This is a genomic window from Marinobacter sp. MIT930201, from assembly GCF_047122665.1.
Classification (GTDB): Bacteria; Pseudomonadota; Gammaproteobacteria; order Pseudomonadales; family Oleiphilaceae; genus Marinobacter; species Marinobacter salarius.
Map to the genome: position 1 here is coordinate 3,246,758 of NZ_CP138916.1, position 25,007 is coordinate 3,271,764.

A 25,007-nucleotide genomic window follows, 5' to 3' on the forward strand; every position below is an offset into this window, starting at 1 on the left:
AATGAGAGGACTCACTATGCCTCACCTTCGTTTTACCCACCTGCTCGGTTTTGCGTTTCTTGTTGCTGTTCTCGCTGCCTCTGCCGCTCATGCTCATCACGGTTGGGCCTGGGCCACGGACGAGGAATTTGAAATCACCGGTACCATCCAGTCAATGCGCCTTGGTAATCCCCATGGCGAGGTCACGATAGACGTTGATGGCGAGGCATGGGTTGTGGAAGTCGGCCAACCCTGGCGTAACGACCGTGTCGGGCTCAGTAAAGAGATTTTGAGCGTCGGCCGGGAAATGACCGTGCACGGTCACCGTTCCGCCAAAGAGGGCGAACGGTTGGTCAAGGCCGAGCGGATTGTCATCGATGGGACGAACTACGACTTGTATCCCGGTCGTGATTCCTGAGCCTGGGAATGATTGAGCCGGCGCTGGTCTTTGTTGAAAACCTGGCCTTTGTATCGGCGCTGCGCAATTCCACCCTCGCATACCCGCTGATCAACGCCGGGCATATTCTTGGTGTTGCCCTGCTGATTGGTGGAATTGTGCCGCTGGATCTGCGTTTGCTGGGGCTCTGGCGCCGCTACCCTGTGATGGTGTTTGTCGATGTGCTTCGAGTCACCTCCGCGTTTGGTTTGGGGTTAGCGGTGGTCTGTGGCTCGCTTCTATTCGCCACAGCGGCGGTGGACTACGCCGGGTCGATATTGTTCCGGGTCAAGATGGTGGTTGTCCTGTTGGGATTGTCGAACGCGTTGCTACTTGCTCGGGTGTTAAAGCGCCGGGATATACGGAGCCTCCCAATGAGTGCTTCCATGCCTTTGCCCTTGAGGGCAGGTGCCTTGATGTCTCTGGTGTTCTGGATGAGTGCGCTGACTATTGGCAGGCTATTGGGCTACTTCTGAGCAGGCGGGTAGCGACAGGAGTTGCCGCTACCCGGTGTTTCGAAGGCTAGCTGAATGCAGGTTCAAGAGGTTTACTGCCAGCAACCCGTTTCATCCACGCCATGTCCAGTGGAACAAGAATGTTCACTGCGAACAGCACCCAGCCCAACGCCTGCAGGCTCTCCGCAAACCACAGCATCAGGGCGAAAGACAGCAGGGCCCAGCTAACATCCACAACCATCATCAGGTTGAAGTATTTCTCCAGCCACCGTGCGTTCATGGCCATAGCGGCCATATCAACGCACCAGAGCAGCATCACTATGCCCACCACCAGATAGAAGGCTGCACCTGGCCCTCCCGCTAGCTCGGCGATCGGCTCTGCGGCCAGGATCAGTGCCAATGCCAGTGGCGTAGAGAGGAAAACATCGCTCAGGACGATCTGTTTTACGCTGAATTGACGGACGAAGTTTTTCATAGGATCACCTCAATCGGGTTTCACAATGTGTTGGACTACGCTACAAAGCATCTACCTGGGCGGTGATGGGCACAATTACCTGTGAGGTAATGGTGCAGCACACCCTTGAGGAAGATAATCGCTGAACACTCGAATATTCACAGGAACTACCATGAGCGCCTTCGGTACGCTTTTTAGAGAAATGCGGCAGGGTAAACGGTTGAGCCAGATGGATTTCGCCCTGGAATGCGAAGTATCGGCGAAGCACATCAGCTTTCTGGAAACGGGCCGAAGCCAGCCCAGTAAGGGCATGGTTCTGCATTTGGCGCAGATGCTTCAGACGGATCTGGCGGCGACCAACCGCCTGCTGTCTGCGGCGGGTTACAGCCAGGTTTACAGCGATCAGGATTTGAACGCGCCAGGCATGGCAATGATCAAAGAAGCGCTTGATCACCTCTTGCAGGCGCACCTGCCGTACCCGGCGGTTGTCTTTGATCACGAGTACTATCTGGTGATGGCTAACACGGCCATGCAGGCGATGATGGTAAGAATGGTGGAACTGGGTGCTCACTTTCCCGCAAGGCCGAACTTTCTGCTATCGCTGTTGGACAACGAGGGCATGAAACCCTTTGTGGGAGATTGGGGAAACATCGCATGCCACATGCTGCAGCGGGTCTACCATGAGCATCTAGCCGGCCCCTTCCGGGACCAGCCCAACCGATTGCTGGAGCATGCCTTGACTCTGCCCGGTGTTCCACAGAACTGGAAAAGCCACGTGGTGGAACATCTCGACTACCCGGCGATTCCTTTTACCCTGAACCTGGGAGATCAGCAGCTTAGAATCTTTTCGACCATTGCAACGATAGGCACGCCTTTGGATGTCACCGCACAGAACTTGCGGATCGAGCATTTTTTCCCAATGGATGAGCGTAGCAAGGCTTTCTGGCAAAGCTGAAGCGGGCTGCTGCCGGGGAAAAGACTTCCGGGCCGGCGAGGTAGATGCGTTTGGGTCGTGTCATGGGGAATCAACTGGTCATCAAAGGCCGAAAGATAGGTGTTTCCTGTTTTATCCTACCGCACCGTCTTTCCAGTGGCATAATTCAGCCTGTTAATAATAACCACGGAGCGACGGCATGTCTCTGGCTGAAAAAATCTGCCTTTCAGCGGCTTTCCTGTTTTTTATGACAGGCCTGCTTACCGGCATTTGGAAATACCGGCATATGGCGCGGAGTGAGGACGCTACCTCGCCGGTATATGTGGATATCGCTCACCGCAGTTCGCTGCTCTACAGCTTTGCGGCGCTGCTGCTGGCGGCGTTCAGCGCTCATAGTGTGCTGGCTGATTGGGTTAACACGACTGCCGCCGTGGCTGCACTGGTGTTCTTCGCTTTTGCAATTGGTACCTATGTGATTCACGGCCTGCTTCAGGATACAGACAACCAATTGCGCCGGCCCCACCGCCTGGGTAAGCGGCAGTTGCCGTCCTGGGTGACCGGGTTCTTCATGCTGTTGCTGATCGTCGGGGAAGTCGGCGGGGCGCTCGTTCTGGGTGCAGGCGCAATGCTGGGAATCTGGCAGGGTTAAGTAGGAGATATTCACTGCACCGCCTTGCGAACGTTCGGACTCGTTAAGCTCCAACGCACTCGATGATTTCAAGCGACGCAGGCAGGCCTATCTGTTTTCCGGCACTAATGAAGTCGGTGTAGAAGCGATCCACATACTTGAATGAGGCGACTTTACAATGAGAGCTTTGGGTCCATTTGCTATGGTTGGCCACCAGCAAGCGTGACCGGGTGTTGGAAATGATGGCCCGGCTGACTTCGGCCTCGCGGATATCAAAATCCATCAGGCCATGCTGTGGGTCCATGCTACCGGTGCTGATGATGCCAAAGTCGGTGATGAAGGAGCTGAAAAATCCGGTCACTTCCGGCCCGACCACATCATGGTGATTGTGCCGGTATTGCCCACCGGAAACGATGACTTCGATGCCGGAATTGCCGGAAAGCGCAGAGGCTACACTGAGATTGTTGGTCAGGATGCGCAGTGACTGATGATGAATCAGCGCTTTCGCCACCAGTTCGATGGTGCTGCCGACGCCCAGGCTGACGGTGGCGCCTTCAGGAATATCCATTGCAACCCGCTGAGCCATCTGCTGCTTGGTGACATGATGATGGATCCGCGCGTTTTCAACGGGAGAAACCGTGGCACTGGCCGGTAGGCTGACGCCGCCATAACGACGACGTAGCACACCCTGTTCGCACAGTTTGTTGATGTCTCGGCGAATGGTTTGGGTGGTGACTCCAAAGCGTTGGGCAATGTCTTCAACCTCGACATGCTTCTGCTCGTTCACCCAATCCAGAATGCTTTTTTGCCGATCTTTGGCGCCCATCAGATTAGATACTCGGTCCATTACCCCTGGCTTGATCACACAGGATGTGTTTCGGCCTGAGGCAGGTCGGATTCGGTCCGTTGCCTCAGCCAGTTTTCGGCCATCTCCGCGAAGCCCAGCCCGGAACGCTGGCTGACAACGGCGGCCGGCCGATGGGTCATCCCGGGCAGATGCTTGCGAATGTTTGCCACGCCAACACTTAATGGAAAACATCGAAACATGCTTTCATCATTGGGTGCATCGCCGATGAAAACCGCGCGCTGCTGCAACGCCTGACGATCCAGTCCCAACACTTCCTGCCCTACACGCACGGCCATCGTGGACTTGTCAAAATCGCCGAGCCAGACGTTGAGGTGGATCGAGCTTTGCCGAACGTTGAAGCCCCGGCCAACCAGAGCATTATGAAGAACCGCTACTTGCTCTGAGCTTAAAGACTGCTGCTGGTTGTAGTCGACCGCTACATCGACATAGCGGAAGGCCTGGTCGCTGGCGAGTTGTGGCTCGAAGTCCAGATCCAGTGCGGCGACTGCAGTCAGTATGGCCTCTTGGTCGCGCTTATGGCCGGCTGCGTCGTTCCAGTAGTGCCAGCGGACCGTCTGGGGGGCGGTCCGCTCGGCGTAGAAGGCGCCGCCTTCACCAATTACGGCAGTGACCGGCCACGTTCTGATGATCTGGTCGCACCAGCCGGCGCAACCCCCGGTCACCGGAATCACGCGAATACCAGCCGCTGCCAGCCGACAAAGGGCCAGATAGGTTTCTGGCAGCAATTGACCATCGGTGGTCAGGGTATCGTCCACGTCGGTGAACAATACGTCCGCTTGGCCAAAGTTAAAGCTGTTTGTCATGGACTGGGTTTTCCGCGTCAGATAACTTTCTTGCGCAAGGCGCTGGTTAGTGCTTCGCCCAGAATTACCAACACCACAATAGCGAGCAGAATCGTGGCCACCGTCTGCCAGGCAAACAGGTCGATAGACCCTTGCAGCAGCACTCCGATGCCACCGGCGCCCACCAAACCAAGCACGGTGGATTCACGGATGTTGATATCCCAGCGCAGGATGATGATGGCAAAAAAGGCTGGCATTACCTGCGGCACGATCGCGTACAGCACTACTTTCATTTTGCTGGCGCCGGTTGCCTGCATAGCTTCGACGGGGCGGCGATCGATCTCCTCGATAGCCTCGCCCATCAGTTTACCAATGAAACCGATTGACCGGAACATAACCGCCAGAATGCCCGCAAGTACCCCGGGGCCGAAAATGGCGACGAACAGCAGGGCCCAGATGATGGTGTTTACTGAGCGGCTGGACACAAGAATAAACCGACCGAGCCACAGGGTGGCCTTGTTCGGCGTGGTGTTCTGCGCGGCGATATAGGACACCGGCAGGGCAATGAATATCGTGAGCATGGTAGACAGGGTGGCAATGTGTACGGTTTCCAGCATGGCCGCGAAGATGGCATTCCAGGTGCTGAACTCCGGTGGCCACATGCGTGCACCCAGGTTCTGGATCTGGTTGGGGGCGTCCCACACCCAGGGCCAGAAAATGTCGATGTCACGCACCGCCCAGACAATCGCAATCAGGGTTACCAGGTAGATCCCATAGCGGGTCCACTGTTCTTTCCGGTCGTAGCGGGACCAAACACGGTCAGTCAGTTTCGCAGCGTGATCTACCATACTTTTTTCCTCACCCATCCGCTTATGCCTTCGCTGACCAGAATGATGCCAATAATCATCAGCAGAATGGCAAAGGCGAAGTCGTAATCGTAACGTCCGAACGCATTCATCAGTGTGCCGCCAATACCGCCTGCTCCGACAATGCCAACCACCGCGGAAGCGCGCAGGTTGCTGTCGAGCTGGTACATGGATAGCCCAATCTGGCGTGGCATGATCTGCGGAAACACGCCGTAGATCAGCATCTTCAGATACCCTGCGCCGACGGAGCGCATGGCTTCCACCTGGCCCCAGTCGATTTCTTCGATTTCTTCGGCCAACAGTTTGGCCACGAACCCGATGGAATAGAGTGTCAGGGTCAGAATGCCTGCCATGGGGCCAAACCCGACGGCCGCCACAAACAGGATGGCCACGATGACCGGGTGGAAGCTGCGGGAGATAATGATGATAGCGCGCCCCACTAGATAGACTGGCTTCGGAGCCACGTTTTTGGCAGCCATCACCGCAATAGGTATCGACAGAAACACCCCAAGCAGGGTTGCCAGGAATGCAATCTGGAAGCTTTCCTTGAAGCCGGTCCACAAGAGTCCGGCACGCTCAAAGCTGGGAGGAAAGGCTCCACCGAATATTTTGGCGGCTCGGGGCAGGCCCTCGGAAATTCGCGCCCAATCAAACGGCAGCGTGGAGAAAGCCCAGTAGAGATAGGTCAGGGTAACGGCGATCAAGCCATAGCGGAGCCAGGGGTTGGCTATGAACGGGGGCTTCTTCCAGACCCTGCCCGACGTCATGTCGGTTGCAGTTCTGCCGGTGGTCATACGGTCGCCTCCTGGGTTTGGGCGCCGGCCTCAGCCGCATCCTCGTCCGGGGACTCAATGCCGCCGTAAATGGCATCCAGCGCATCCTGGTTGAAGTCCTTGGGAGAGCCGTCAAAAATCATCTGACCGTGACGCATACCCACAATGCGATCCGTGTACATCCGCGCCTGAGTGACGTTGTGGATGTTGATCAGCACCGGCAGCGACATTTCGCTGGCCAGGGTTTGGAGCAGGCTCATGATCTGCTGAGAGGTTTTGGGGTCCAGCGACGCGGTTGGCTCATCCGCCAGCAGAATCTCCGGCTCCTGCATCAGTGCCCGCACTACGGCTACCCGTTGCCGTTCACCCCCGGACAACTGGTCGGCTCGATTATTGGCGTAGTGGGCGATACCCACGCGCTCCATCAGGTGGAAGGCGCGATCGATATCCGATTGAGGGAAGCGGCGGGTCAGGGCCTGGAACAGTGACACATAGCCCAAGCGTCCAGACAGCACGTTTTCCATGACCGTCAAGCGATCAATCAGGTTAAATCCCTGAAAAACCATGCCGATACGCCGGCGGGAATGTCGCAATTCGCTGCCGCGAAGATTGACCAGTTGGTGGCCATTCAACTTGATCGAACCCGATGTGGGCTCAACCAGCCGGTTGATGCAGCGCAGCAGTGTGCTTTTCCCCGCTCCAGAGGCGCCGACGATGGAAACGACGCTGCTGCCGTCAACCTCAAGATCCAGGCCTTTTAGCACCGGCTCATTGTGCCCGTATCGCTTTACCAGGTTGGTAATTTCTATCATGAATTCACTCCGGCCAGAGCTTCCGGCCATTGGCCGGAAGCGCCTGTTGCTCTTATTTCAGATTGTCGGGCGTGTACTGAACGCCGTTGGACGCCTGGATGGTGCGAATTACGCGCCAGTTGTCCTTGTAGTTGATGGGGATGAAGGTTTCGACGCCCTCAAACTCTTCGCCCAGCTCGGTGCCGGAAAACTTGAAGCTGTAAAAGGCTTCACGAATTTTCTCGACCAGCTCGGGATGCAGGTTGTGGGCGTGGTTATAGGAGGTTGTCGGGAACCGGTCGGACTCCCACACCAGACGCACATCTTCCTCGTCGTAAAGCCCTCGCGCGGCCATACGCTCAACCACTTCCGAGGCCACAGGAGCCGCGTCGTAATCCTTGGCCACCACGCCGAGCATGGACTGGTCATGGCTGCCGGAGAAGGTGATTTCATAGTCGTCACCTGGTACCACGCCCATTTCCGGGAACAGGGCACGGGGGGCCTGGTTACCGGAGTTCGAGGTAGGGGAGGTGTGTGCGACGCGCTTACCTTTCAGGTCGGTTATTTCATGGATGTCGGAATCGACGTGGGTGTAGACCTGAAGCGAGTAGCCGAACTGCCCGGAGTCTGAGCCCATCAAGGCGAAGGGCACCGCACCGGCGAGATTTACCGCGAAAGGCGTCGGGCCGGTAGAAAAGCCCGCCACATGCAAACGGCCGCTGCGCATGGCTTCCACTTGCGCGGCGTTGGATTGCACGGCGAAGAAGCGAACATCCTTGCCTGTCACTTCAGACAGATGATCGATGAAGGGCTGCCAGATGTCGGAATAGATGGCGGGGTCTTCGACCGGCGTGTAGGCAAAGATCAGAGTGTCGGGATTCACCCACTCTGATTTGTCCGCTGGCAGGTCAGCAACCATATCGCCGTTTTCGTCGCAGTACTTGGCGTCTAGCGAGCCTCGTTCGCAATCCGCAAATGCCTGACCGCTGAAGCCGACCAGCAAGGCGGATGCCGCCAGAGTCACCGACGGGAGAATACCGGGAAACACTTTCTTAGACAGGTTCATTCTTTTTCTCCATGTGGAGCGGTCCATGCCTGAGGTTTCTCTGCCTCGCATTGAACATCCGGGAAGGACCAGCTCACTCAGCTTGTTATTATCAGATGTTCAATTGAACATTCAGCATAACAGTAAATGAGCATTAGACAAGGTGAGAGGCATCGGAACACTTGGATCGACACCGTAATTAGTGTTCAATTGAACATCATCCATATCGAGGACGATCTTCTCTATGCCCGACACTTTTAGCCTGGTAACTCCGACCGACATTGTCTTCGGGAGAGGACAGATAGCCCAGCTGAGCGACCGGGTGACAAGGCTGGGTAAGCGAGTACTGATCGTTCATGGTCGCCATCCTGATCGACTTGCCAGGGTATTCGAGTCACTGAATGCCGTTGATATTGTCCAAACGATGTCTGTGCATAAGGAACCAGATTTACAGACATTGAATGCTGCCATTCGGCAAGGCAAAGCATTGGGTGTCGATCTGGTCATCGGCATTGGTGGTGGTTCTGTCATGGATTCAGCGAAGGTACTGGCTGCGATGCTGTCCAGCCAGACTGAGTTGATGAGCCACCTGGAGGTGGTCGGAGAGGGGCTGCCGTTATCCACCCAGCGCCTGCCCTTGATCCTGATTCCAACCACTTCGGGAACGGGGGCAGAGGCGACCCGAAACGCGGTTATTGATATTCCGGAAGCTCAGCGGAAGGTGAGTCTGCGGGATAACCAGTTGCTCCCTGACCTTGCCCTGATAGATCCTGCGCTGACCGACCATTGTCCCCGGGGTGTTACCTTGCACTCAGGGCTGGATGCCATTACCCAGGTCATCGAGCCGTATCTCTCATCACGCTCCAATCTGTTCACCGACATGTTGTGCAAAGAGGCAATCCCCAAAGGCCTGGCCGCGTTAAAACAACTGATGGATGGTGAGTCTGAAGAGGCGCGTGACGCCATGGCTCAAGTGAGTCTGTTTGGTGGGCTTGCACTTGCAAACTCGGGACTGGGTGTCGTTCATGGCATTGCCGGTCCGTTGGGAGGATTATCTGGTGCGCCCCATGGTGCCCTCTGTGGTGCCTTGTTGCCGGCAGGTATAGCCGCCAACCGCGATAGCGTGGTTGAGGCGGAGCATAAGGCTCGTATTGATCGGGTAGTTGGCTGGATTGCAGACATATTTGAGGCGTCCGCGGATCAGGCGCTACCACGTTTTCGTGAATGGATCTGTCAAAGTGGCTTGCCCGGGCTGGCATCCATTGGAGTGACGGAAGAGCACATTATTGCCGCTTCACAGTCGGCTGCAAGCTCTTCTTCCATGAAGGCCAACCCCGTTGTGTTGCCAAGGCCAACCATTGAAAACATCATGCGCGAGTCGTTTTGAAAAGTGAGTTGCTATCAAAACGTTCAACACTTCGGCTAACATCCGTTATCAAGCGTTAAGATAACAACAAGAAGGTAAAAACAGTGATGTTGCTAACCGGCTTCGGGCTTGGCTGCCTGTTGCCCCTGTTTGTGATTACGTTGCGAGACTTCCGGCATTTGCTGGTTGGCCAGTTGTTCCTGCTGGTGATTGTTGGGTCTGTGGCGTTCCTGGTCGATCCTTTGATTCCAGCCGAATGGCGCTGGATCACTTCCGACCTGCAAACCGCGTTGCCCGCCTTGTTCTGGCTACTGTGTCAGCTGATTTTTGCGCCGCGACCGCGTTTGAAGTCAGTGTGGGGCGCGATGGCGCTATACAGCTTTCTGGCGCCAGCGTTGGCGCGGCCCTTCGTAGAGCCCGGTGACGCGTGGACTCCGGCGGTGTTCTTCGGATGGCGGCTGGGCCAGTTCTTCGAGTACGTGGTGCTGCTGCATGGCCTCAGTTTTGTGATTCGGTACTGGCGAAACGATCTGGTGGAAGCCCGCAGGAAGGCCCGTCTGGCCTTTTTGTTGATTGTCGGCAGCGCCGTAGGCGTGGCGACGGTCAGCCTGAACTTCGGGCTTTACCATGAGTACATCCGCGGGATCATCACGGGGCTGGCGGCTTTCGCAACCCTGATCTGCCTGGTTACGGCGCGGGAGGGAATCATGGATCTGGTGGGCAGCGATCGGCCTGCCGGCTCGCCACAGCCACAGCCCAGACCAACTCCAGAGACAGAGCCCCAGGAGGCTAACGAGGCACACTTTGCACAACAGGAGCAGGACGCCTCAGTGCTTTGCCGAACCATGGATGCCGGCTTCTATCGAACAGAGAAGCTGACTCTCAAAAAGCTGTCGGAAGCCACTGAGATTCCTGAATACCGTTTGCGCAAGGTGATTAACCAGGCTTTGGGTTATCGAAACTTCAATGACTACATCAACCAGCTCCGGGTAGCCGACGCCGCTGAACGTTTGCGGAACGAACCGGGCACACCCGTGCTGAACATCTCTCTGGACGTTGGCTACCGTACCCTGAGCTCGTTCAACCGGGCGTTTCGGGATATCCAGAACGCCACCCCAACAGAGTACCGTCAGCAGTGCCTCGGGGCTGACATCAGCTGATCAAAACCTGCAATTTCCGGAATTGCAGGTTTTGCACAGTGCCCTTCTTTTCTCCTCTCAAACCCCTGGTGCACGGGCCGTTGCAGAATTTGCACAGGGCGTGAGGCTTTCTGCACATCGGTTGTTCTCGCCAACGTGTCGCATCCTGCTTAGTGTCGTTCGGGACACCGCGTTCTTTTTGGGAACGCCTGAATAACAACAACACGATCAAGCAGAGGTTACGATGCGCCAGGCCAGAACGTTCAAGAAACTATTGTTGGTGACTGCCATTTCAAGTGGGTTCCTACTCGCCGGTTGTGATGGGGACGATGGAGAAGACGGCAAGGCCGGAGCCGATGGACAGTCCGCCGATGTCGTTGCCCAACTTGCAATGACCACGTCTGGTTTTTCCATTCCTGAAGACGCCATCCTTGTAGCGCCGGATGCTGCAGACGGTGACGACATTACCGAGGCACTGTCCGTGGCGTTGTTCGATTTGCCGGAGGATGCCCTGGTGGTTCTGCCAAAAGGGCGGTTTGTGGTGACCGAGAGCATTGTCATCAACAGTGCCAGTGGGTTGACCCTCACCGGCTACGGCATCAACGAAACTGCGCTGGATTTCAGCACGTCCAATGGCGACGACGCGTTCCGCTTCCAGGGCGGGAACGGTATTACGGTGCGGGACTTCGGTGTGTACGAGGCGCCGAAGAACGGCATCAAGGCCACCAACGTCAACGGCATCCATATGACTTATACCGCCACGGTCTGGGAAGGCGAGTTGGAGTCGGCCAACGGCGCCTACGGGCTGTACCCGCTGAAAAGCCAGAACGTGCTGCTGGAGAACAACTACGCCTTCGGGTCGGCGGATGCGGGCATCTACGTGGGGCAGTCCGAAAACATTGTGGTTCGGAACAATACCGCCAAACAGAACGTGGCCGGCATTGAGATTGAAAACTCCACCATGGCGGATGTGTACAACAATATTGCGCTCGGAAACTCCGGTGGCATTCTGGTGTTCGACTTGCCAGGGCTGGATAAGGCCTACGGCGGCAATGTTCGTGTTTTTAACAACCAGGCCTACAACAACAACGCCGATAACGTAGGCGCTGGCGTGGTTGGCACGGTGCCACCGGGAACCGGCGTCCTGGTGCTGGCCACCAGTGACGTGGAAATGTACAACAACCAGATAACGGACAATGACACCACGGCGGTCGCGATCACCAGCTATCTGCTGGTTGATGATGACCTTGCCAGTTACCCGGCCAACTACGGCGCCACCATGGGCAATGGTTGGAGCCCGACACTGAAGAACGTCTACCTGCATAACAACACCATTGCCCGGAACGGCGATAACCCGCGAGGTGCGCTACTTCAGCCGGTTATTGATGGTTACTCCTCGAACATGAACAGCAAGGGGGCGCCGCAAACCTTTCCTGCGATTCTGTATGACGGAATCGGTGAACTGCTGTCGAATGCCGGAGAGTTGGCTGGCTTCAATGCCCTGGTTGGCGCCGAGGCGCAGGCCGATGGGGTGAACTACGACCCTTACGGCGCAGGCGACCAGATTTGTGCCAACAGCAACATCAATGGCAACCCGGCGCCAGACTATGACGAAGTGAATACCGGACTGGTCTATCCGGATGATCCTGCCGACGTAACCATGGTTGATGGCGATGGCAATCCTCTGCCCCACCTGTTAATCGATCAAATGGTCAACAACACCTACTTGAACTGCGTCCAGCCGCGACTGGCGCCAGCGGTGGTGAACTTCCGCAACAACATCTACGGCTGCACCGGGGATGATCTGGCCGAAGCGGCCTGCGCGCTGTAAGGGAGAGTCTCCAATGAAACACAGTAATAGAACGATTGCGGCGGGTGTGGTGACGTCTTTTCTTCTGGCTGCGTGTGGCGGCGGAGGAGGTGGTGATTCGTCGGACGATAGTGGCTCCAACCCGACTGGCAGCGCACTGAATGCCGGTGCTGGTGCGCCGACAGGAGCAGAGGGCAGCTGCAGTGCAACCACGAATGGGGTGAACTGGGACGCCTTGATGACGGAGGTGTGCCCGAAGCTCTCCGACTACAATCTGTTTACCGATGCCAGTGATCCAACGGCCGGGCCGACCCGGGGCGGGGTGCCTTATGATCTCTCCACGGCGTTGTTCTCCGATTACACCAGTAAGTACCGTTTTGTGTTTGTGCCGGAAGGCAAGACCGTGGGTTACAACCCATCAGAGGCGCTGGATTTTCCGGTTGGGACGGTCATTACCAAGACTTTCGCCCTACCGGAAAATACCGCCATGCCTGACGGTGCGGAGCTGGTGATCGAAACCCGCCTGTTGATCCACCGGGTCGATGGCTGGATGGCATTGCCGTATTACTGGTCGTCAGAGTCCGAGGCGACACTCGCCATTGCGGGCAAACGCCTGACCGACCTGACCACCATCAACAACCAGGGACAGACGCTCACCTTTGATTATGCGGTGCCCAAAGCTGCGGACTGCAACTCCTGCCACTCCATTGTGCCGGACCTGGCGGGGCCGGATGACCAGCGTGAGCAGATTTTTCTGCCCATTGGCCCCAAGGCCCGTTATCTGAACAAGGATTTCAGCTACCCGGACGGCACGGTCTACAACCAGCTTCAATACTGGTCGGAAGGCGAACTGCTCACTGGGTTACCGGCGGATTTCAACAGTGTGGAACAGGCACCGGTGTTCAATGACGAAACCCACATCCCGTCACTGAGCGACGCAGAACTGAACGACAAGGCCAGGGCCTACCTGGACATCAACTGCGCCCATTGCCACCGGGCAGACCTCACCCTGCCGGCCGACTATGCCGGCCCCGCAGGCAGTAGCGGCGTGCAGTTGGAGTACAACCGCGTCTACGCTGACTCGCCGGGTAAATTCGGAGTCTGCAAGGACCCGGTGGCCGGCGGCAAAGAGGGCTATCCGTACGACGTGATTCCAGGCAACGCGGATGAGTCCTACCTGCTGTTCCGCATCGAAACGACAGACAGCCGGCACAAGATGCCCGAGCTGGGCCGTAGCACAACGCATCAGGAGGGTGCTCAACTGATTCGCAGTTGGATTGACCAATTGCCCAGTGCCAGTTGCTCGCCGATGCCGTAATAGCGTCCCACCCTGGCGGGTTTAGCCGGGAATCCGGTCAAGAGAGTTGGTTTTGTGGCGGGTGAGGCTTATGCTCGTCACACATTTCTTATCCGGGAGTCGCTTTATGGGTCTGGCTATCGCATTGCATGTTCTCTCTGCCGTGATTTGGGTCGGCGGTATGTTTTTCGCCTATATGGCCATGCGGCCAGCAGTGGTGGAGGTCATTGATGCATCGCAGCGGGGTACGCTTTGGTGTCACACCCTGTCCCGGTTTTTCCGCTGGGTATGGCTGGCGATCATACTGTTGCTGGTGACCGGTTACTGGATGGTCTTCAGCGTATTCGGTGGCATGGCGGGTGCCGGCTGGCATGTCCATGTGATGCAGGGGCTGGGGATTGTGATGATGCTGCTCTATTGTCACGTCTATTTTGCACCTTTCCGGCGGTTGAAGCAGGCCGTTGCCAATCAGGATCCACAGGAAGGCGGGCGCCAGGTGGGACAGATCCGCAAGCTGGTGGGCACCAACCTGATTCTTGGGCTGATTGTCGTGGTGATTGGTGCGGGCGGGCGGTATCTGTAGGCCTATCTGGTAGCTGATAACGCCTCATGCTGACGTCCTGTCGTCTTATTTCTTTGCGAATCGCACGGGGATTTGCAAGAACTCATGGCTTTCCGGGATGATTTGTTGATACACGATAAATCATCCCGGAGAGTGTGATGAACGAAGCCTGGCTGAAAACCCTACCCAAAGCGGAGTTACACCTACACCTGGAAGGGGCGCTTGAGCCTGAACTGATGTTTGCACTGGCTCGGCGCAACGGCATTGAATTGCCGTGGAGCGACGTTGACGTGCTGCGACAGGCCTATTCCTTCAATAACCTGCAGGAATTCCTGGATCTTTATTACCAGGGTGCCAATGTGCTGCGCACGGAGCAGGATTTCTACGATCTCACCTGGGCGTATCTGCAGAAGTGTCAGGCGCAGGGCGTTGTCCACGTTGAACCTTTCTACGATCCGCAAACCCATACCGAGCGCGGGATTCCCTTTGAAGTGGCCATCAACGGCATCAGCGGTGCCATGCGCGATGGGCGCGAGCAGTTGGGCATTACCGGTGGGCTGATTCTCAGTTTCCTGCGGCACCTGTCTGAAGATGACGCCTTCCGGACACTTGAACAGGCGATGCCATTTCGTGATCAGTTTTTTGCGGTGGGGCTGGACAGTGCCGAACAGGGCCATCCACCCAGCAAGTTTGAGCGGGTGTTCGCCAAAGCGAGGGCTGAGGGCTTCCTGGCGGTTGCCCATGCCGGCGAAGAGGGGCCGCCTGAGTACATCTGGCAGGCCCTGGATCTGCTCAAGGTAAACCGTATTGACCATGGGGTCCGTGCCGCGGAAGATCCGAAGTTGTTGGACCGACTGGCGGATGAGCAGATCCCGTTAACGGTTTGCCCGTTGTCGAACATCAAGCTGCGTGTGTTTCAGGACATGACCCACCACAACATTCTGGACCTGTTGGAGCAGGGTTTGAAGGTTACCGTGAACTCGGACGACCCGTCCTATTTCGACGGTTATGTGCTGGAAAACTTCGTGGCTCTGCGTGATGGCCTGGGGATGACAGAAGAGCAGGCCCGCCGGCTGGCGCAGAACAGTATGGACGCTCGGCTAGCTCCGTAGATGCAGCTTGTACAAGGCAGTATCGATATTCGGCAAGATGCGAGAATCTGTCCTACCATTGAACAGTCAATCCCGCGTTCAAGGAATGAGTCATGAGCATGATCAGCAGCACACAACGTTTATTGCTTGGTTCGGTTCTTGCCTTCTCAATGGTTGCCGGGGTCCATGGAGCGACACCCGCCCCTGAAGGCGCGTCGGTGTATTTTATTACACCAACTGATGGCCAGACCGTGAGTTCTCCAGTCACCGTGAGATTCGGTCTGGATGGGCTGGGTGTGGCGCCAGCGGGCGTGGAACGTAAGGGCACCGGCCACCATCACCTGCTTGTGGATGTAGACGATATGCCGGCGATGGACCAACCGGTTCCGTCCGATGATCGTCATATTCATTTTGGTGGCGGACAAACCCAGACGTCCCTGGAGCTGTCACCGGGCGAACACACCTTGCAGTTACTGGTGGGGGACCACCTGCACGTACCTCATCAGCCGCCTGTGATGTCCGAGAAGATCACCATCACGGTGGAGTAGTAACCATAAATGGCTCAGAGGCAGGCCAGAACGCTGTCGCCAATTGCCACCTCGCCCCCTTCAATCACTCGCGTCGTTATACCGCCATGCCCACGCATGGCGTTATAACCGCCCGGCCCAAGGGCGGTCTCCATCTTGCTGCAGGGGTGACACAGGCCGGTGTATTCCAGCACCACACCCCCGATTCGGAACGTTTTGCCTTTCAGGGCCAGGAGGTTCAGGCCAGAGACCACAATGTTGCGCCGGAAAATGTCTGGGTCAAGAGCATCCCGCCCGAGGCAGGAGGCAATGGCATGCAGGTGCTCTTTCTGGATCAGGGTGACCTGCCGCTTGCTGGTCTCGCGGCCCTCGAATCGATCGCCTTCTAGGCCTTTGCCCGGCGTGATCATCACGTTATCGAGTATTGTCATGGGCTCATCACGGGCAGGGCGGATGCCAATCCATTCAACCCGGCCGCTCTGAGGAAGGGTGTCGAATAAGGTTTGAAGCGGGGTTGGTTGCGCCATGGGTGCCTCATGTGAGTTCTGGTCAGTTTGGCCCTGCCGGTACTGATTGTAGTTCAGGAACAGTCAGTCCTCGCTGCCTGGGAGGCTCTTGCCTAAATCAACCCGGCTCGGATCATGTCGAACGTGTCCAGAATGCGGGCCACATACTGGTCTTTCGGCCGAAAGCTGCTTTGGGTGCTGAGCGATACGTCCCGCTCCAGGTGATCCAGCAGCTTGTGCAGGCGACGACGATGAAGGCCGAGTGCCGCCTGCACGGGGTCGGAAATAACGCCAGACAGCGCTGCGAACGCTGCCAGGGCGGCCATGACCGCGAGCATGACGCCGGCGGTCGTTGCCAGCGACGGCTCCGGTGGAAAGACGCTGTAGTACCACGTGCCAATGGTTTCGCCGAGGATAAAGTCCCGTGCGGCCAGGGTCTTTGCAAGCATGGACGCCAGCACCACTCCGAGCCCTATGCCCCCAGGCGTAAACTTCTGGAATGCAAACGCGCCCAGCACGGTGCATGAAATGCTGTTGGTGATATCGGCAGAGGCCGTCCGCGTTACGCGGTACTGACGAAGAGCGTCGGCAATCACGGGCTCTACCAGTTTGATAAAGTGCTGGTGGTCGACTGGCTCAGAGCTGTGGCGCTCGTAAACCGCCTCCAGCGCTTCCACCAGATAGTCCTCCAGCAAGTGGCCCGTTGGCTGGCCATTGTTCAGCAGGTCGGCCTGAATAAGGCTCGAGATGTGCTGTTGTACGCGGGTGGTAAAACCAGCAGGCACACGATCAGCCATTCCGTGCAGCCATCTCAGACCGGCTCGTTTGCGCGTGGGAATTTTTACCAGGCAGGCAAGGGCGTAAACCGGCGCCCAAAGCAGATTGATCGGCGCCCGCAACATGTCCCAGCCCAGTGCCATCCGGTTGGTTGCCACAGCGCCGGGATAGTGGAAATGTCGGTCGATAAACGCCGGCACCCGCGACCGGCAGTCGGCGAAATACCGTTCAATGCCCGAGCCTATGGCCAGCTCTATCTCTGCTTCAGAGATGGTCTGCTCGGGTGGTATGGCAATGGGCATAAGTGACAGGTGCAGTTACCGGTAAGTGGGACGGAGTCGTTTACAGGCGCTCACTTTATCAGGAATCGTTACGGTTTCCTGTTAACGCCCTGATCATCCGGTAGAGAAACTTCAGAACTTCCCTAAATCAGAGAAACTTAGTACCTTGCGGACATTCCGAACAAAAACACCAACAGGATCATCGTTATGAAAATCCGTGCCGCTGTATTGGAAACGATAGGTGCGCCACAGCCTTTCGACGAAAACCGACCGCTGACGATTGAAGAGCTGGAACTGGATCCGCCGGGCGATCATGAGGTGTTGGTTCAGATACGGGCAGCGGGTTTGTGCCATTCAGACCTGTCCGTGATTGACGGCAACCGGCCAAGGCCCGTACCTATGGCCCTGGGCCATGAGGCGGCAGGCGTGGTCAAAGCCGTTGGGGCAGGGGTGACAGATCTCAGCCCGGGTGATCACGTAGTCACTGTCTTTGTTCCCAGCTGTGGGCACTGCAGCCCCTGTGCCGAAGGTCGCCCCGCCCTGTGCGAACCGGCGGCCGTCGCGAACAATGCCGGTACGCTTGTTGGTGGCGAACACCGGCTGCATCGGGCGGATGGTACGCCGGTGAATCACCACCTGGGCGTCTCTGCGTTCGCCGATCACGCAGTGGTGTCCCGACATTCACTGGTACGGATTGATCCAGACCTGCCGTTTCATCATGCCGCCCTCTTTGGCTGTGCCGTGCTGACGGGCGTGGGCGCCGCCATCAACTCGGCCGATATCAAAGCCGGCCAGACGGTCGCCGTTATCGGGCTTGGCGGCGTGGGCCTGAACAGTGTGTTGGGTGCGCTGGTGGCCGGGGCAGGACAGGTCATTGCCATTGATCTGGATGAAGACAAGCTTGCGATGGCCAAGAGCTTGGGCGCCAGCGCTGGCATCAACGCGGCGGACGAAGATTGCGTGAGCCAGGTGAAAGTCTTGACCAACGGAGGCGTTGATTGTGCGATCGAAATGGCGGGTTCTGAAAAGGCGCTGGAGTTGGCTTATCAACTGACTCGTCGTGGCGGTACAACCGTAACAGGTGGGTTGGCACACCCTGACAGGAAGGTGTCGATTCAACAGGTGAGCCTGGTGGCAGAGGAACGAACCCTCAAGGGTAGCTATGTGGGAAGCTGTGTGCCGGTGCGAGATGTGGCCCGCTACGTCAGCCTGTTTCGCCAGGGACGGTTGCCGGTCGACAAGCTACTGAGCGACACCCTGACCCTTGATGAGATCAACGAAGGCTTTGAGCGATTGGCAAACGGCAAGGCCATTCGCCAGGTCATTCTTTTTGACGACCACTGACGCCAGGCTGCCTCCATGGAACGATCTGACTTTCCCGTGTTTTACCCCATCATCACCCGATGGATGGATAACGACATCTACGGTCACGTCAACAACGTGACCTACTATTCTTACTTCGATTCGGTCATCAACCGCTATCTCATTGAAGAAGGCGGTCTTGATATACACAACGCACCGGTAGTGGGTTTCATGGTGAGCTCCAGCTGCCAGTTCAAGAAGCCGGTTGCCTACCCCGATGCCCTCGAAGCTGGCGTTCGGGTTGCCAGAATTGGCACCCGTTCTGTGACCTACGAGGTGGGGATTTTCATGGAGAACGACACCCAGGCAGCCGCACATGGCGAGCTTGTCCATGTGTTCGTTGATCGAGCCACCCAGTCCTCGACACCGATTCCCCCAGGGATTCGGGAGGCCCTGGAGCGAATTACGGTGTAAACGTCGCTCTCGGGAAGGGCGACCGCTTCAGGCGTCCGGTGTCCAGAGGCCCTGCAGTTGCCCCAGCAACGAAGAGCCAACCCCCTGGTTCCCCAGGAAGCTCATGATAACCGGGACAAACTGCTGGATCATTCCGCTGTCCATACCCAGAGCTGTAAAGGCCGACCGCACGCCGTCCATCGACGATATATTGGAGAGCAGGCTTTCGCTCAGGCTGCTACCACCGCCCAACAGGCTGGACAGGCCCGAGGCTTTGCTGGTGAGGGTGCTCATGGAGTCGTTGCCCAGCTGGTTTTTTGCGAGCTGTAACAGGGCGCCAGTACCACCTGTTGCCTGGGCCTGCGTGACGCCGAGCTGGCTTTGGAGTTGGCCGACCAGTTGCTGGGCTTCACCGCTGACCTCTGATGCCGAGGTCATTGCTTCGGTGCCGCTGGAAAGCGCGTCGTTAAGGTCGAAGGCGTTAACGGTTGGGGCGAGTAGGTAGATGCTTGAAACCAGGAGGAATTGCTTGATGGTCGCGTTCATGGAGTGATCCTGAGGGATGTGTGGTCGAAGTCTGTCTCCTTTAGATGGTGGCGAACGGTGTTTAATAAAAGTGTGGGAAACCGAGACATATCTGCATGTCGGTTTGGTGTTGCCTTCTCGCTTCTAAAAAAGGGAGGGCAGTGAGCCCTCCTCCGTGCGTTCAGGCAAAGTCGTATTCACCGCCCTTCTCGAGTGCCTTTTGGTAAGCCGGCCTGGCGTGAGCTCTCTTAACCCACGCATTGATATGGGGCCGGTCTTTGCCAACGATACCCCGTGCTACTGAGGCTTCCAGTGGAAAGCTCATCTGAATGTCCGCCGCGCTGAGGTTATCCCCCAGAAACCAGGTGTTTTTTGCCAGGTGAGCTTCGACAAAATCCAGGTGTGTTTTGATCATCGGGCCGATGAAGGTAGCAGTGGTTTTATCGGCAATGCCTTTGGCCACCGGCTTGATAAAAAACGGCATCGGGCTGTTTTTTACCTTCTGGAACACCAGGCGCATTACCAACGGCGGCATCAGGGAGCCTTCGGCGTAATGCAGCCAGTAGGTATAATCCAGCCACGCCTGGCCGCCGGTTTCCGGCAACATGGTGTCTTTGCCGTAGGTGTGGGCCAGATACTCGATAATAGCGCCTGACTCCGCTACCACCAGATCGCCATCGGTAATCACCGGTGATTTACCCAGCGGGTGCACTTTTTTTAGGCTGGCCGGTGCCAGCATGGTTTTAGGGTCACGCTCGTAACGCTGGATTTCGTAGGGCACTCCCAATTCTTCCAGCATCCAGAGAACGCGTTGTGAACGGGAATTGTTGAGGTGGTGAACGGTAATCATGCAGTGACTCCACTGGTGTCAAAAGAATGAGCAGGTTAGCAGTGTAGTCTGCAAATAGCTTTTTGGATCACCACGGGTTTTGCTTCGAGTCGTTTTCCAGTGAGTGTTCTTGCACAAGGCAGTTTTCCGAGCTAGATAAGGATAACAATAATATTGCGAGAGGCATCTGTAGTGGATGCATGTTGGTATCCTGATAGTTAGATAATCATTCGATGAAACATACATAGAGGAAGGATTTCTCATGAAAACATGGTTATCGATCATCGCTATTAGTAGCTTAATCTTCACGGGGTTGGCGAATGCGGCTCCCCAGAGTAAACCCAACGGCCCCTGGGTCACCGACGAACAGAATGTGTCTTTGGCTGCGTTACGAAGTTATGCCCAGCTTTGGCATACGCTCGAGCAACTGGATCGGTCGGCCAAAGGAGAGTTTGTCCTTTCGAGCGCTCCTCGCCTCAGTAATACTGGCCGGGAAATCCCCGTGGTTACCATAGGGAGCGGGCCTCAGCGCATAATGATCATCGCTCAGCAACACGGCAACGAGTATGTCGTGAGTGAGGCTATGGTTGATTTGGCCAGAGATCTATCCGACAACTCGAGGGAATCGAGAGCCATACGGGATGCGCTCACGCTCACCATCGTACCCAGGGTCAATGTCGACGGGTTTGACGCAAGCGTTGAAGATGCTTTCGGGAATACGCCACCGTGGCGCCAGAATTACGATCCATCATGCGTATCGGGTCCTTGTCCCGCGTTTTATCAGCGCGGACGCGGTTATGACATCAACCGCTACCATTCATTTCTAGAGGATGGTCCGGAGGTCGATCCATACGTTGGTGGCCCCAATCCTGTGCCCGAGTCGGTTGCCATGCGTTTGTTGTTTGACGAATTTCAGCCTTCGGTGGTTATCGATTTCCACCACCAGGGCTCTTACGTTGATGCCGACGGCAATTTGATCACCGGATCGACGCTATGGCCGAATGCCACATCGGCGGCTGAAGCGTTGGGTGTGGTGGACCAGTTTGAGTCTGGAGTGGAACTTGCAAAAAAAGTGGTCACGGTTATGGCCACAGAGCTCGACCAGTACGGTTATGCCAACATCACGCTCTATCCCGGTACCACAACGCCCGGAATCGCCCGTAACGCGTATGGATTGTTGGGTGCCGGATCGGTGCTGTTCGAAATGCGTGGGGGTATTGGAACCAAGGGCAATGGGTACATTACCAAGACTGCGTACAATGCTGCCAAAGCCGTTGTCGCCGCCATGGCCGACGGCACTTTGTTCGACGCGGACATTACGATCGCGGAAAGCCTTCCCCCCAGGGGACCGGGAATTGGCGCGCCTAACGAGGAGGGAGGAGAAGTAGAGTAACAAGGTAAACCCATGAATGGGTTAGCCTCATCCCCACATATAGGGGATGAGGCTCCAGCCATATGATCATAACGATTGAACCTGCCTCGCTTTTTCGTTACATCTACCCTTTCGTTTCATCTGAAATCAGTCACCTAATTTGATAGATCAGGAGGTCGGCAATGTCGGAACCATCACTGAAGGAACAACTCAACACCGCGGTGAAAGACGCGATGCGGAACAAGGATAAGACCCGGCTTGTCACCCTGCGTATGGCGCAGGCGGCAGTCAAACAGATTGAGATTGATGAGCGCCGTGATTTGAGCGACGAGGATGTCCTCAAGGTGTTGGACAAGATGCTCAAACAGCGCCGTGACGCCGCCAGTCAGTACGATGAGGCGGGGCGCGAGGAGTTGGGTGACAAGGAAAGAGCGGAAATGGTAATCATTGAGGAATTCATGCCTGCGGCCCTGAATGAGGATGATCTGGACGGCCTGATTCGAATGACCATCAGCGCTACCGATGCACAGGGAATGCAGGATATGGGCAAAGTGATGAACGAGCTAAAGCCCCAGGTGCTTGGCCGGGTTGATATGGGCCACCTGAGCAAGAAGGTGCGGGCAGCACTGGCGGGCTGATGGGAACCCAGGTGCGTGACGCACTGGTAAACGAGAAAGGACCACTATGGCCGACAAAGAACTGCGCCCCAAATCCGATAGACAGGCCATCGACCAGTTTATCAACGAGGTTCGCACACTGCCTAAACAGGGTGGCGGGCAGGGCAGGCTGATATTCGCGCTGGATGCCACCGCCAGCCGGGAGGCAACCTGGGATGAGGCCTGCCACTTGCAGAGTGAACTGTTCATGGCGACCCGGGATTTGGGTGGTTTGGCTATCCAGCTTTGTTACTACCGCGGCTTTGGCGAGTTCAAGGCCACAGGGTTTGTGACGGAGACCGGTCAGTTGTTGAACCTGATGAACGGCGTTTCCTGCCTGGGTGGGCGCACCCAGATCAGCCGGGTGTTGGCTCATGCCGTGAAGGAAACCCGGGAAAAGGCCGTCAGGGCGGTGGTGTTTATTGGCGACTGTTGCGAGGAACCGGTGGACGAACTGTGCCATACCGCGGGGGAGCTGGGGATGCTGCGAACGCCGGTGTTCATGTTCCACGAGGGCGCCGACGCTCATGCCAGAGCGGTGTTCCAGCAGGTGAGCAAGTTGTCTGGTGGCGCCTATGCCCCCTTCGATCGCAACAGTCCGCAGGTTCTCAAGGATCTTATGGCTGCGGTGGCGGTCTATGCTTCCGGGGGAGCCAAGGCCCTGCAGGATTTTTCCAGCCGCAGCTCTCCAGAGGTCAAGCGCTTGACCCAGCAGATCAAGTAGCGCTTGTTTCAATCCACGTTCAAGCCATCGATGGACCGATGAGTTCCGGGGTATCTGAGTGCCACTAACGCTTCTGGTCATAGCACTGTCGGTTGTCGCGTGGGTCTGGCTGCGCAACCAGCCCGCCAGCCAACGTAAGCCGGCGATGATAAAGCTGGCCTTGATGGCCGCTATCGGGATAGTGGTTCTGATGGCCGTTACCGGCCGCTTACACGCTCTGTTCGCGTTGCTGGCGTTTCTCTACCCACTGCTACGCCGGGTGCTGCCGTCATTATTGACAGGACGCATGGCGGGGGCCGGAACGGGAGATGCAAACGCAAGTTCGGGCAACCAATCCCATGTCTCCGGCGACATTCTGGAAATGAGCCTGGATCATGACTCCGGCACCATGAGTGGCAAGGTCCTGAAAGGCCCCATGGCCGGGCGAGAGCTGGCGGACCTGGGCGAAAGTGAATTTCTTGAGCTGTTGCGATACTGCCGGGCGCACGACGAGGACTCCGCCCGGCTGCTGGAAAGTTATCTTGACCGCCGGTTTGGTGACTCATGGCGTGCTGACGATGAGGCCAGCGCTGGAGGCGAAGAATCCGAAGAACAAGCCAATGCTGGCGGTCCACTTACCGAGAGCGAAGCACTGGACATCTTGGGGCTGAAGCCCGGTGCAACACAGGACGAGATCATTCAGGCCCACCGCAGGATGATGCAGAAAGTACACCCGGACCGCGGTGGGAGTAACTATTTGGCCGCCCGCATCAACGAGGCCAAGGCGTGTTTGTTGGGCTGACGGCTTCTGTCGGATCTAGGCGATCATTGTGCCAGGGGAACGTTACCCAATGTGTTAAGTGCAAAGCTGAGCAACCAACGATTCCCACGTTCAATCTTCGAAACCCGGTGTTGGTAGAGATCTGGTCGAAACAGGTATACCCGGCCAAACAAGTTGAAAATGTTCTTTTCGCAGATGAACTCACCGCCTGCTTTGGGCTTTACCAGAACACAATTGAGTTTGTACAGCCGGCCTTCGGACGTCATGTCCAGGTGCGGTCCCACCTTGTGACCTTCCGGGTAGCGGACGAGGTACAGGTTCAGGCGTTTGGAGCGGAACAAAATCCGGGTTTTGACGTTTGCGGGCATTGAATGTGCGTTCTATCTTGGGAGGGTTGAGCTGTTAGTTTGTGCGGTTTGTCGGGTAGCCGTCAACCGTCGCTCCGAATCGTAACTTTCCTGCTACCAAAGTCCTGGCAGTTTCGTGATTTCGTATCATGTACAGCAAACGGGTGGCTCTGGGAAGGTGGTGTTTAACCAACGAACGGGGGAGATCGTTATGACTCAGTACCAGGGCAGTTGTTTCTGTGGCGCTGTTAAGTTTCAGGTATCTGGCGCACCCGAAGCGATGGGATATTGTCACTGTGATTCCTGTCGTCGCTGGTCGGCCGGGCCGGTGAATGCGTTTTCTCTGTGGCCATACGACAGCTTCGAGGTGTTAGCGGGTGCCGATCAGATTGGCGAATTCCATCTCACGGAACAAAGCTATCGCAAGTGGTGTAAAAAGTGCGGTGGTCACGTGTTTACCGATCATCCGGCGTTAAGTCTTATGGACGTCTATGTTGCCAACCTTCCGGACCTGACGTTTGAGCCCGCGGTCCATGTGCATTACCAGGAATCGGTACTGCCGATTCGCGACGGGCTGCCGAAGATGAAGGATGTTCCGGCCGAAATGGGCGGGTCAGGCGACACTTTGCCAGAGTGATGTGGTGAGAGCGGGGCGGGTGACGCATCGAATTT

General features: G+C 56.7%; 30 protein-coding genes. 18 read left to right on the forward strand and 12 right to left on the reverse strand.

Translation table 11 applies throughout. The annotated features are described in order from the left end of the window. Positions 1–16: 16 nt before the first annotated feature. The gene (locus SIC19_RS14780; protein WP_127401790.1) at positions 17–397 is read left to right on the forward strand and encodes a DUF6152 family protein; all 381 of its coding nucleotides are present in this window, start codon (positions 17–19) and stop codon (positions 395–397) included. Positions 398–405: 8 nt separating this feature from the next. Then, positions 406–891 carry a hypothetical protein gene (locus SIC19_RS14785; protein ID WP_127401789.1) on the forward strand — a complete coding sequence of 162 codons (486 nt, stop codon included), beginning with the start codon at positions 406–408 and terminating at the stop codon, positions 889–891. A 46-nt stretch (positions 892–937) separates the two neighbouring features. On the opposite strand, the gene SIC19_RS14790 is transcribed toward SIC19_RS14785, so the two are convergent. After that, positions 938–1,345: a hypothetical protein gene (locus tag SIC19_RS14790; RefSeq protein ID WP_127401788.1), complete on the reverse strand. Its 408-nt coding sequence runs from the start codon at positions 1,343–1,345 to the stop codon at positions 938–940. 151 nt (positions 1,346–1,496) lie between these two features. Here SIC19_RS14790 and SIC19_RS14795 point away from each other — a divergent pair, with 151 nt between their 5' ends. Both SIC19_RS14795 and SIC19_RS14800 read left to right on the forward strand, forming a co-directional pair. Then, positions 1,497–2,279 (forward strand): helix-turn-helix domain-containing protein, encoded by a 783-nt coding sequence (locus SIC19_RS14795; protein ID WP_085679478.1) that lies wholly within the window; start codon positions 1,497–1,499, stop codon positions 2,277–2,279. Between the two features lie 178 nt (positions 2,280–2,457). Next, the gene (locus tag SIC19_RS14800) at positions 2,458–2,907 is read left to right on the forward strand and encodes a hypothetical protein (protein WP_007152723.1); all 450 of its coding nucleotides are present in this window, start codon (positions 2,458–2,460) and stop codon (positions 2,905–2,907) included. 43 nt (positions 2,908–2,950) lie between these two features. Here the strand turns inward: SIC19_RS14800 and SIC19_RS14805 are convergent, their stop codons facing one another. Genes SIC19_RS14805 through phnD form a run of 6 tightly spaced genes read right to left on the reverse strand, consistent with a single transcriptional unit; the run spans position 2,951 to position 8,032 of the window. Further along, a complete protein-coding gene (locus SIC19_RS14805) occupies positions 2,951–3,733 on the reverse strand; it encodes a DeoR/GlpR family DNA-binding transcription regulator (RefSeq protein WP_228712253.1) in 783 nt (260 codons plus the stop codon). 14 nt (positions 3,734–3,747) lie between these two features. Further along, positions 3,748–4,557: an HAD-IIB family hydrolase gene (locus SIC19_RS14810; protein ID WP_127401787.1), complete on the reverse strand. Its 810-nt coding sequence runs from the start codon at positions 4,555–4,557 to the stop codon at positions 3,748–3,750. Between the two features lie 17 nt (positions 4,558–4,574). Continuing rightward, the gene (gene phnE, locus SIC19_RS14815; protein WP_007152720.1) at positions 4,575–5,384 is read right to left on the reverse strand and encodes a phosphonate ABC transporter, permease protein PhnE; all 810 of its coding nucleotides are present in this window, start codon (positions 5,382–5,384) and stop codon (positions 4,575–4,577) included. Next, positions 5,378–6,196, reverse strand: coding sequence for a phosphonate ABC transporter, permease protein PhnE (gene phnE / locus SIC19_RS14820; protein WP_085679484.1), 819 nt, complete (start codon positions 6,194–6,196; stop codon positions 5,378–5,380). The genes phnE (SIC19_RS14815) and phnE (SIC19_RS14820) overlap by 7 nt, the downstream gene beginning before the upstream one ends. Next, the gene (gene phnC / locus SIC19_RS14825) at positions 6,193–6,987 is read right to left on the reverse strand and encodes a phosphonate ABC transporter ATP-binding protein (RefSeq protein ID WP_127401786.1); all 795 of its coding nucleotides are present in this window, start codon (positions 6,985–6,987) and stop codon (positions 6,193–6,195) included. Before phnC ends, phnE (SIC19_RS14820) begins: the two co-directional genes overlap by 4 nt. 52 nt (positions 6,988–7,039) lie before the next feature. Beyond that, positions 7,040–8,032, reverse strand: a complete 993-nt coding sequence (gene phnD / locus SIC19_RS14830) for a phosphate/phosphite/phosphonate ABC transporter substrate-binding protein (protein ID WP_007152717.1) — start codon at positions 8,030–8,032, stop codon at positions 7,040–7,042. Between the two features lie 223 nt (positions 8,033–8,255). Here phnD and SIC19_RS14835 point away from each other — a divergent pair, with 223 nt between their 5' ends. From SIC19_RS14835 to SIC19_RS14865, 7 genes are all read left to right on the forward strand, one after another. Further along, positions 8,256–9,398: an iron-containing alcohol dehydrogenase gene (locus SIC19_RS14835; RefSeq protein WP_040474320.1), complete on the forward strand. Its 1,143-nt coding sequence runs from the start codon at positions 8,256–8,258 to the stop codon at positions 9,396–9,398. 86 nt (positions 9,399–9,484) lie between these two features. Beyond that, positions 9,485–10,537, forward strand: coding sequence for a helix-turn-helix domain-containing protein (locus SIC19_RS14840; protein ID WP_041334125.1), 1,053 nt, complete (start codon positions 9,485–9,487; stop codon positions 10,535–10,537). Between the two features lie 223 nt (positions 10,538–10,760). Continuing rightward, positions 10,761–12,347 (forward strand): parallel beta-helix domain-containing protein, encoded by a 1,587-nt coding sequence (locus SIC19_RS14845; protein ID WP_127401785.1) that lies wholly within the window; start codon positions 10,761–10,763, stop codon positions 12,345–12,347. A 13-nt stretch (positions 12,348–12,360) separates the two neighbouring features. Beyond that, the gene (locus tag SIC19_RS14850; RefSeq protein ID WP_036209259.1) at positions 12,361–13,644 is read left to right on the forward strand and encodes an SO2930 family diheme c-type cytochrome; all 1,284 of its coding nucleotides are present in this window, start codon (positions 12,361–12,363) and stop codon (positions 13,642–13,644) included. Positions 13,645–13,750: 106 nt separating this feature from the next. Then, positions 13,751–14,206, forward strand: a complete 456-nt coding sequence (locus SIC19_RS14855; protein ID WP_127401784.1) for a CopD family protein — start codon at positions 13,751–13,753, stop codon at positions 14,204–14,206. Positions 14,207–14,343: 137 nt separating this feature from the next. Beyond that, positions 14,344–15,297 carry an adenosine deaminase gene (locus SIC19_RS14860; RefSeq protein ID WP_127401783.1) on the forward strand — a complete coding sequence of 318 codons (954 nt, stop codon included), beginning with the start codon at positions 14,344–14,346 and terminating at the stop codon, positions 15,295–15,297. A gap of 92 nt (positions 15,298–15,389) precedes the next feature. After that, entirely contained in the window at positions 15,390–15,824 is a 435-nt protein-coding gene (locus SIC19_RS14865; protein ID WP_007152710.1) for a DUF4399 domain-containing protein, read from the forward strand. 14 nt (positions 15,825–15,838) lie between these two features. Here the strand turns inward: SIC19_RS14865 and SIC19_RS14870 are convergent, their stop codons facing one another. Continuing rightward, positions 15,839–16,330, reverse strand: a complete 492-nt coding sequence (locus SIC19_RS14870; protein WP_036209269.1) for an MOSC domain-containing protein — start codon at positions 16,328–16,330, stop codon at positions 15,839–15,841. A 92-nt stretch (positions 16,331–16,422) separates the two neighbouring features. After that, complete coding sequence (locus SIC19_RS14875) at positions 16,423–17,388, reverse strand: DUF6635 family protein (RefSeq protein WP_127401782.1); 966 nt, start codon at positions 17,386–17,388, stop codon at positions 16,423–16,425. A gap of 186 nt (positions 17,389–17,574) precedes the next feature. On the opposite strand from SIC19_RS14875, the gene SIC19_RS14880 reads away from it, so the two are divergent. Beyond that, on the forward strand, positions 17,575–18,711 hold the full coding sequence (locus tag SIC19_RS14880; protein ID WP_127401781.1) for a zinc-dependent alcohol dehydrogenase family protein: 1,137 nt from the start codon (positions 17,575–17,577) through the stop codon (positions 18,709–18,711). 15 nt (positions 18,712–18,726) lie between these two features. Beyond that, complete coding sequence (locus SIC19_RS14885) at positions 18,727–19,143, forward strand: acyl-CoA thioesterase (RefSeq protein WP_007152706.1); 417 nt, start codon at positions 18,727–18,729, stop codon at positions 19,141–19,143. Positions 19,144–19,170: 27 nt separating this feature from the next. Here SIC19_RS14885 and SIC19_RS14890 read toward each other — a convergent pair whose 3' ends face one another. Next, positions 19,171–19,668, reverse strand: a complete 498-nt coding sequence (locus SIC19_RS14890) for a DUF2780 domain-containing protein (protein WP_127401780.1) — start codon at positions 19,666–19,668, stop codon at positions 19,171–19,173. 160 nt (positions 19,669–19,828) lie between these two features. Next, on the reverse strand, positions 19,829–20,497 hold the full coding sequence (locus SIC19_RS14895) for a glutathione S-transferase family protein (RefSeq protein ID WP_091640794.1): 669 nt from the start codon (positions 20,495–20,497) through the stop codon (positions 19,829–19,831). A gap of 241 nt (positions 20,498–20,738) precedes the next feature. Here SIC19_RS14895 and SIC19_RS14900 point away from each other — a divergent pair, with 241 nt between their 5' ends. The 4 genes from SIC19_RS14900 to SIC19_RS14915 all read left to right on the forward strand — a co-directional run bounded on the left by SIC19_RS14900 (position 20,739) and on the right by SIC19_RS14915 (position 24,009). Continuing rightward, the gene (locus tag SIC19_RS14900) at positions 20,739–21,869 is read left to right on the forward strand and encodes a M14 family zinc carboxypeptidase (RefSeq protein WP_127401779.1); all 1,131 of its coding nucleotides are present in this window, start codon (positions 20,739–20,741) and stop codon (positions 21,867–21,869) included. A 161-nt stretch (positions 21,870–22,030) separates the two neighbouring features. After that, the gene (locus tag SIC19_RS14905) at positions 22,031–22,486 is read left to right on the forward strand and encodes a GatB/YqeY domain-containing protein (RefSeq protein ID WP_075196972.1); all 456 of its coding nucleotides are present in this window, start codon (positions 22,031–22,033) and stop codon (positions 22,484–22,486) included. Positions 22,487–22,532: 46 nt separating this feature from the next. Next, positions 22,533–23,228: a VWA domain-containing protein gene (locus tag SIC19_RS14910; protein ID WP_127401778.1), complete on the forward strand. Its 696-nt coding sequence runs from the start codon at positions 22,533–22,535 to the stop codon at positions 23,226–23,228. 58 nt (positions 23,229–23,286) lie between these two features. Next, positions 23,287–24,009, forward strand: a complete 723-nt coding sequence (locus tag SIC19_RS14915) for a DnaJ domain-containing protein (RefSeq protein ID WP_127401777.1) — start codon at positions 23,287–23,289, stop codon at positions 24,007–24,009. A 23-nt stretch (positions 24,010–24,032) separates the two neighbouring features. On the opposite strand, the gene SIC19_RS14920 is transcribed toward SIC19_RS14915, so the two are convergent. Further along, complete coding sequence (locus SIC19_RS14920) at positions 24,033–24,356, reverse strand: 2OG-Fe(II) oxygenase (protein WP_127401776.1); 324 nt, start codon at positions 24,354–24,356, stop codon at positions 24,033–24,035. Positions 24,357–24,546: 190 nt separating this feature from the next. Here SIC19_RS14920 and SIC19_RS14925 point away from each other — a divergent pair, with 190 nt between their 5' ends. Beyond that, positions 24,547–24,972: a GFA family protein gene (locus tag SIC19_RS14925; protein ID WP_127401775.1), complete on the forward strand. Its 426-nt coding sequence runs from the start codon at positions 24,547–24,549 to the stop codon at positions 24,970–24,972. The last annotated feature ends 35 nt before the right edge of the window (positions 24,973–25,007 follow it).

What these genes read in the sequence shown, in the direction of transcription:
- SIC19_RS14810 (WP_127401787.1), bottom strand. Translation starts at nt 4,557, where the DNA reads ATGACAAACAGCTTTAACTTTGGCCAAGCGGACGTATTGTTCACCGAC.
- SIC19_RS14910 (WP_127401778.1), top strand. Translation starts at nt 22,533, where the DNA reads ATGGCCGACAAAGAACTGCGCCCCAAATCCGATAGACAGGCCATCGAC.
- SIC19_RS14850 (WP_036209259.1), top strand. Translation starts at nt 12,361, where the DNA reads ATGAAACACAGTAATAGAACGATTGCGGCGGGTGTGGTGACGTCTTTT.
- SIC19_RS14785 (WP_127401789.1), top strand. Translation starts at nt 406, where the DNA reads ATGATTGAGCCGGCGCTGGTCTTTGTTGAAAACCTGGCCTTTGTATCG.
- phnD (WP_007152717.1), bottom strand. Translation starts at nt 8,032, where the DNA reads ATGAACCTGTCTAAGAAAGTGTTTCCCGGTATTCTCCCGTCGGTGACT.
- SIC19_RS14845 (WP_127401785.1), top strand. Translation starts at nt 10,761, where the DNA reads ATGCGCCAGGCCAGAACGTTCAAGAAACTATTGTTGGTGACTGCCATT.
- SIC19_RS14835 (WP_040474320.1), top strand. Translation starts at nt 8,256, where the DNA reads ATGCCCGACACTTTTAGCCTGGTAACTCCGACCGACATTGTCTTCGGG.
- SIC19_RS14880 (WP_127401781.1), top strand. Translation starts at nt 17,575, where the DNA reads ATGAAAATCCGTGCCGCTGTATTGGAAACGATAGGTGCGCCACAGCCT.
- SIC19_RS14875 (WP_127401782.1), bottom strand. Translation starts at nt 17,388, where the DNA reads ATGCCCATTGCCATACCACCCGAGCAGACCATCTCTGAAGCAGAGATA.
- SIC19_RS14805 (WP_228712253.1), bottom strand. Translation starts at nt 3,733, where the DNA reads ATGGACCGAGTATCTAATCTGATGGGCGCCAAAGATCGGCAAAAAAGC.
- SIC19_RS14795 (WP_085679478.1), top strand. Translation starts at nt 1,497, where the DNA reads ATGAGCGCCTTCGGTACGCTTTTTAGAGAAATGCGGCAGGGTAAACGG.
- SIC19_RS14870 (WP_036209269.1), bottom strand. Translation starts at nt 16,330, where the DNA reads ATGGCGCAACCAACCCCGCTTCAAACCTTATTCGACACCCTTCCTCAG.
- SIC19_RS14885 (WP_007152706.1), top strand. Translation starts at nt 18,727, where the DNA reads ATGGAACGATCTGACTTTCCCGTGTTTTACCCCATCATCACCCGATGG.
- SIC19_RS14790 (WP_127401788.1), bottom strand. Translation starts at nt 1,345, where the DNA reads ATGAAAAACTTCGTCCGTCAATTCAGCGTAAAACAGATCGTCCTGAGC.
- SIC19_RS14855 (WP_127401784.1), top strand. Translation starts at nt 13,751, where the DNA reads ATGGGTCTGGCTATCGCATTGCATGTTCTCTCTGCCGTGATTTGGGTC.
- SIC19_RS14925 (WP_127401775.1), top strand. Translation starts at nt 24,547, where the DNA reads ATGACTCAGTACCAGGGCAGTTGTTTCTGTGGCGCTGTTAAGTTTCAG.
- phnE (WP_085679484.1), bottom strand. Translation starts at nt 6,196, where the DNA reads ATGACCACCGGCAGAACTGCAACCGACATGACGTCGGGCAGGGTCTGG.
- SIC19_RS14840 (WP_041334125.1), top strand. Translation starts at nt 9,485, where the DNA reads ATGTTGCTAACCGGCTTCGGGCTTGGCTGCCTGTTGCCCCTGTTTGTG.
- phnE (WP_007152720.1), bottom strand. Translation starts at nt 5,384, where the DNA reads ATGGTAGATCACGCTGCGAAACTGACTGACCGTGTTTGGTCCCGCTAC.
- SIC19_RS14865 (WP_007152710.1), top strand. Translation starts at nt 15,390, where the DNA reads ATGAGCATGATCAGCAGCACACAACGTTTATTGCTTGGTTCGGTTCTT.
- phnC (WP_127401786.1), bottom strand. Translation starts at nt 6,987, where the DNA reads ATGATAGAAATTACCAACCTGGTAAAGCGATACGGGCACAATGAGCCG.
- SIC19_RS14895 (WP_091640794.1), bottom strand. Translation starts at nt 20,497, where the DNA reads ATGATTACCGTTCACCACCTCAACAATTCCCGTTCACAACGCGTTCTC.
- SIC19_RS14920 (WP_127401776.1), bottom strand. Translation starts at nt 24,356, where the DNA reads ATGCCCGCAAACGTCAAAACCCGGATTTTGTTCCGCTCCAAACGCCTG.
- SIC19_RS14900 (WP_127401779.1), top strand. Translation starts at nt 20,739, where the DNA reads ATGAAAACATGGTTATCGATCATCGCTATTAGTAGCTTAATCTTCACG.
- SIC19_RS14780 (WP_127401790.1), top strand. Translation starts at nt 17, where the DNA reads ATGCCTCACCTTCGTTTTACCCACCTGCTCGGTTTTGCGTTTCTTGTT.
- SIC19_RS14860 (WP_127401783.1), top strand. Translation starts at nt 14,344, where the DNA reads ATGAACGAAGCCTGGCTGAAAACCCTACCCAAAGCGGAGTTACACCTA.
- SIC19_RS14905 (WP_075196972.1), top strand. Translation starts at nt 22,031, where the DNA reads ATGTCGGAACCATCACTGAAGGAACAACTCAACACCGCGGTGAAAGAC.
- SIC19_RS14890 (WP_127401780.1), bottom strand. Translation starts at nt 19,668, where the DNA reads ATGAACGCGACCATCAAGCAATTCCTCCTGGTTTCAAGCATCTACCTA.
- SIC19_RS14800 (WP_007152723.1), top strand. Translation starts at nt 2,458, where the DNA reads ATGTCTCTGGCTGAAAAAATCTGCCTTTCAGCGGCTTTCCTGTTTTTT.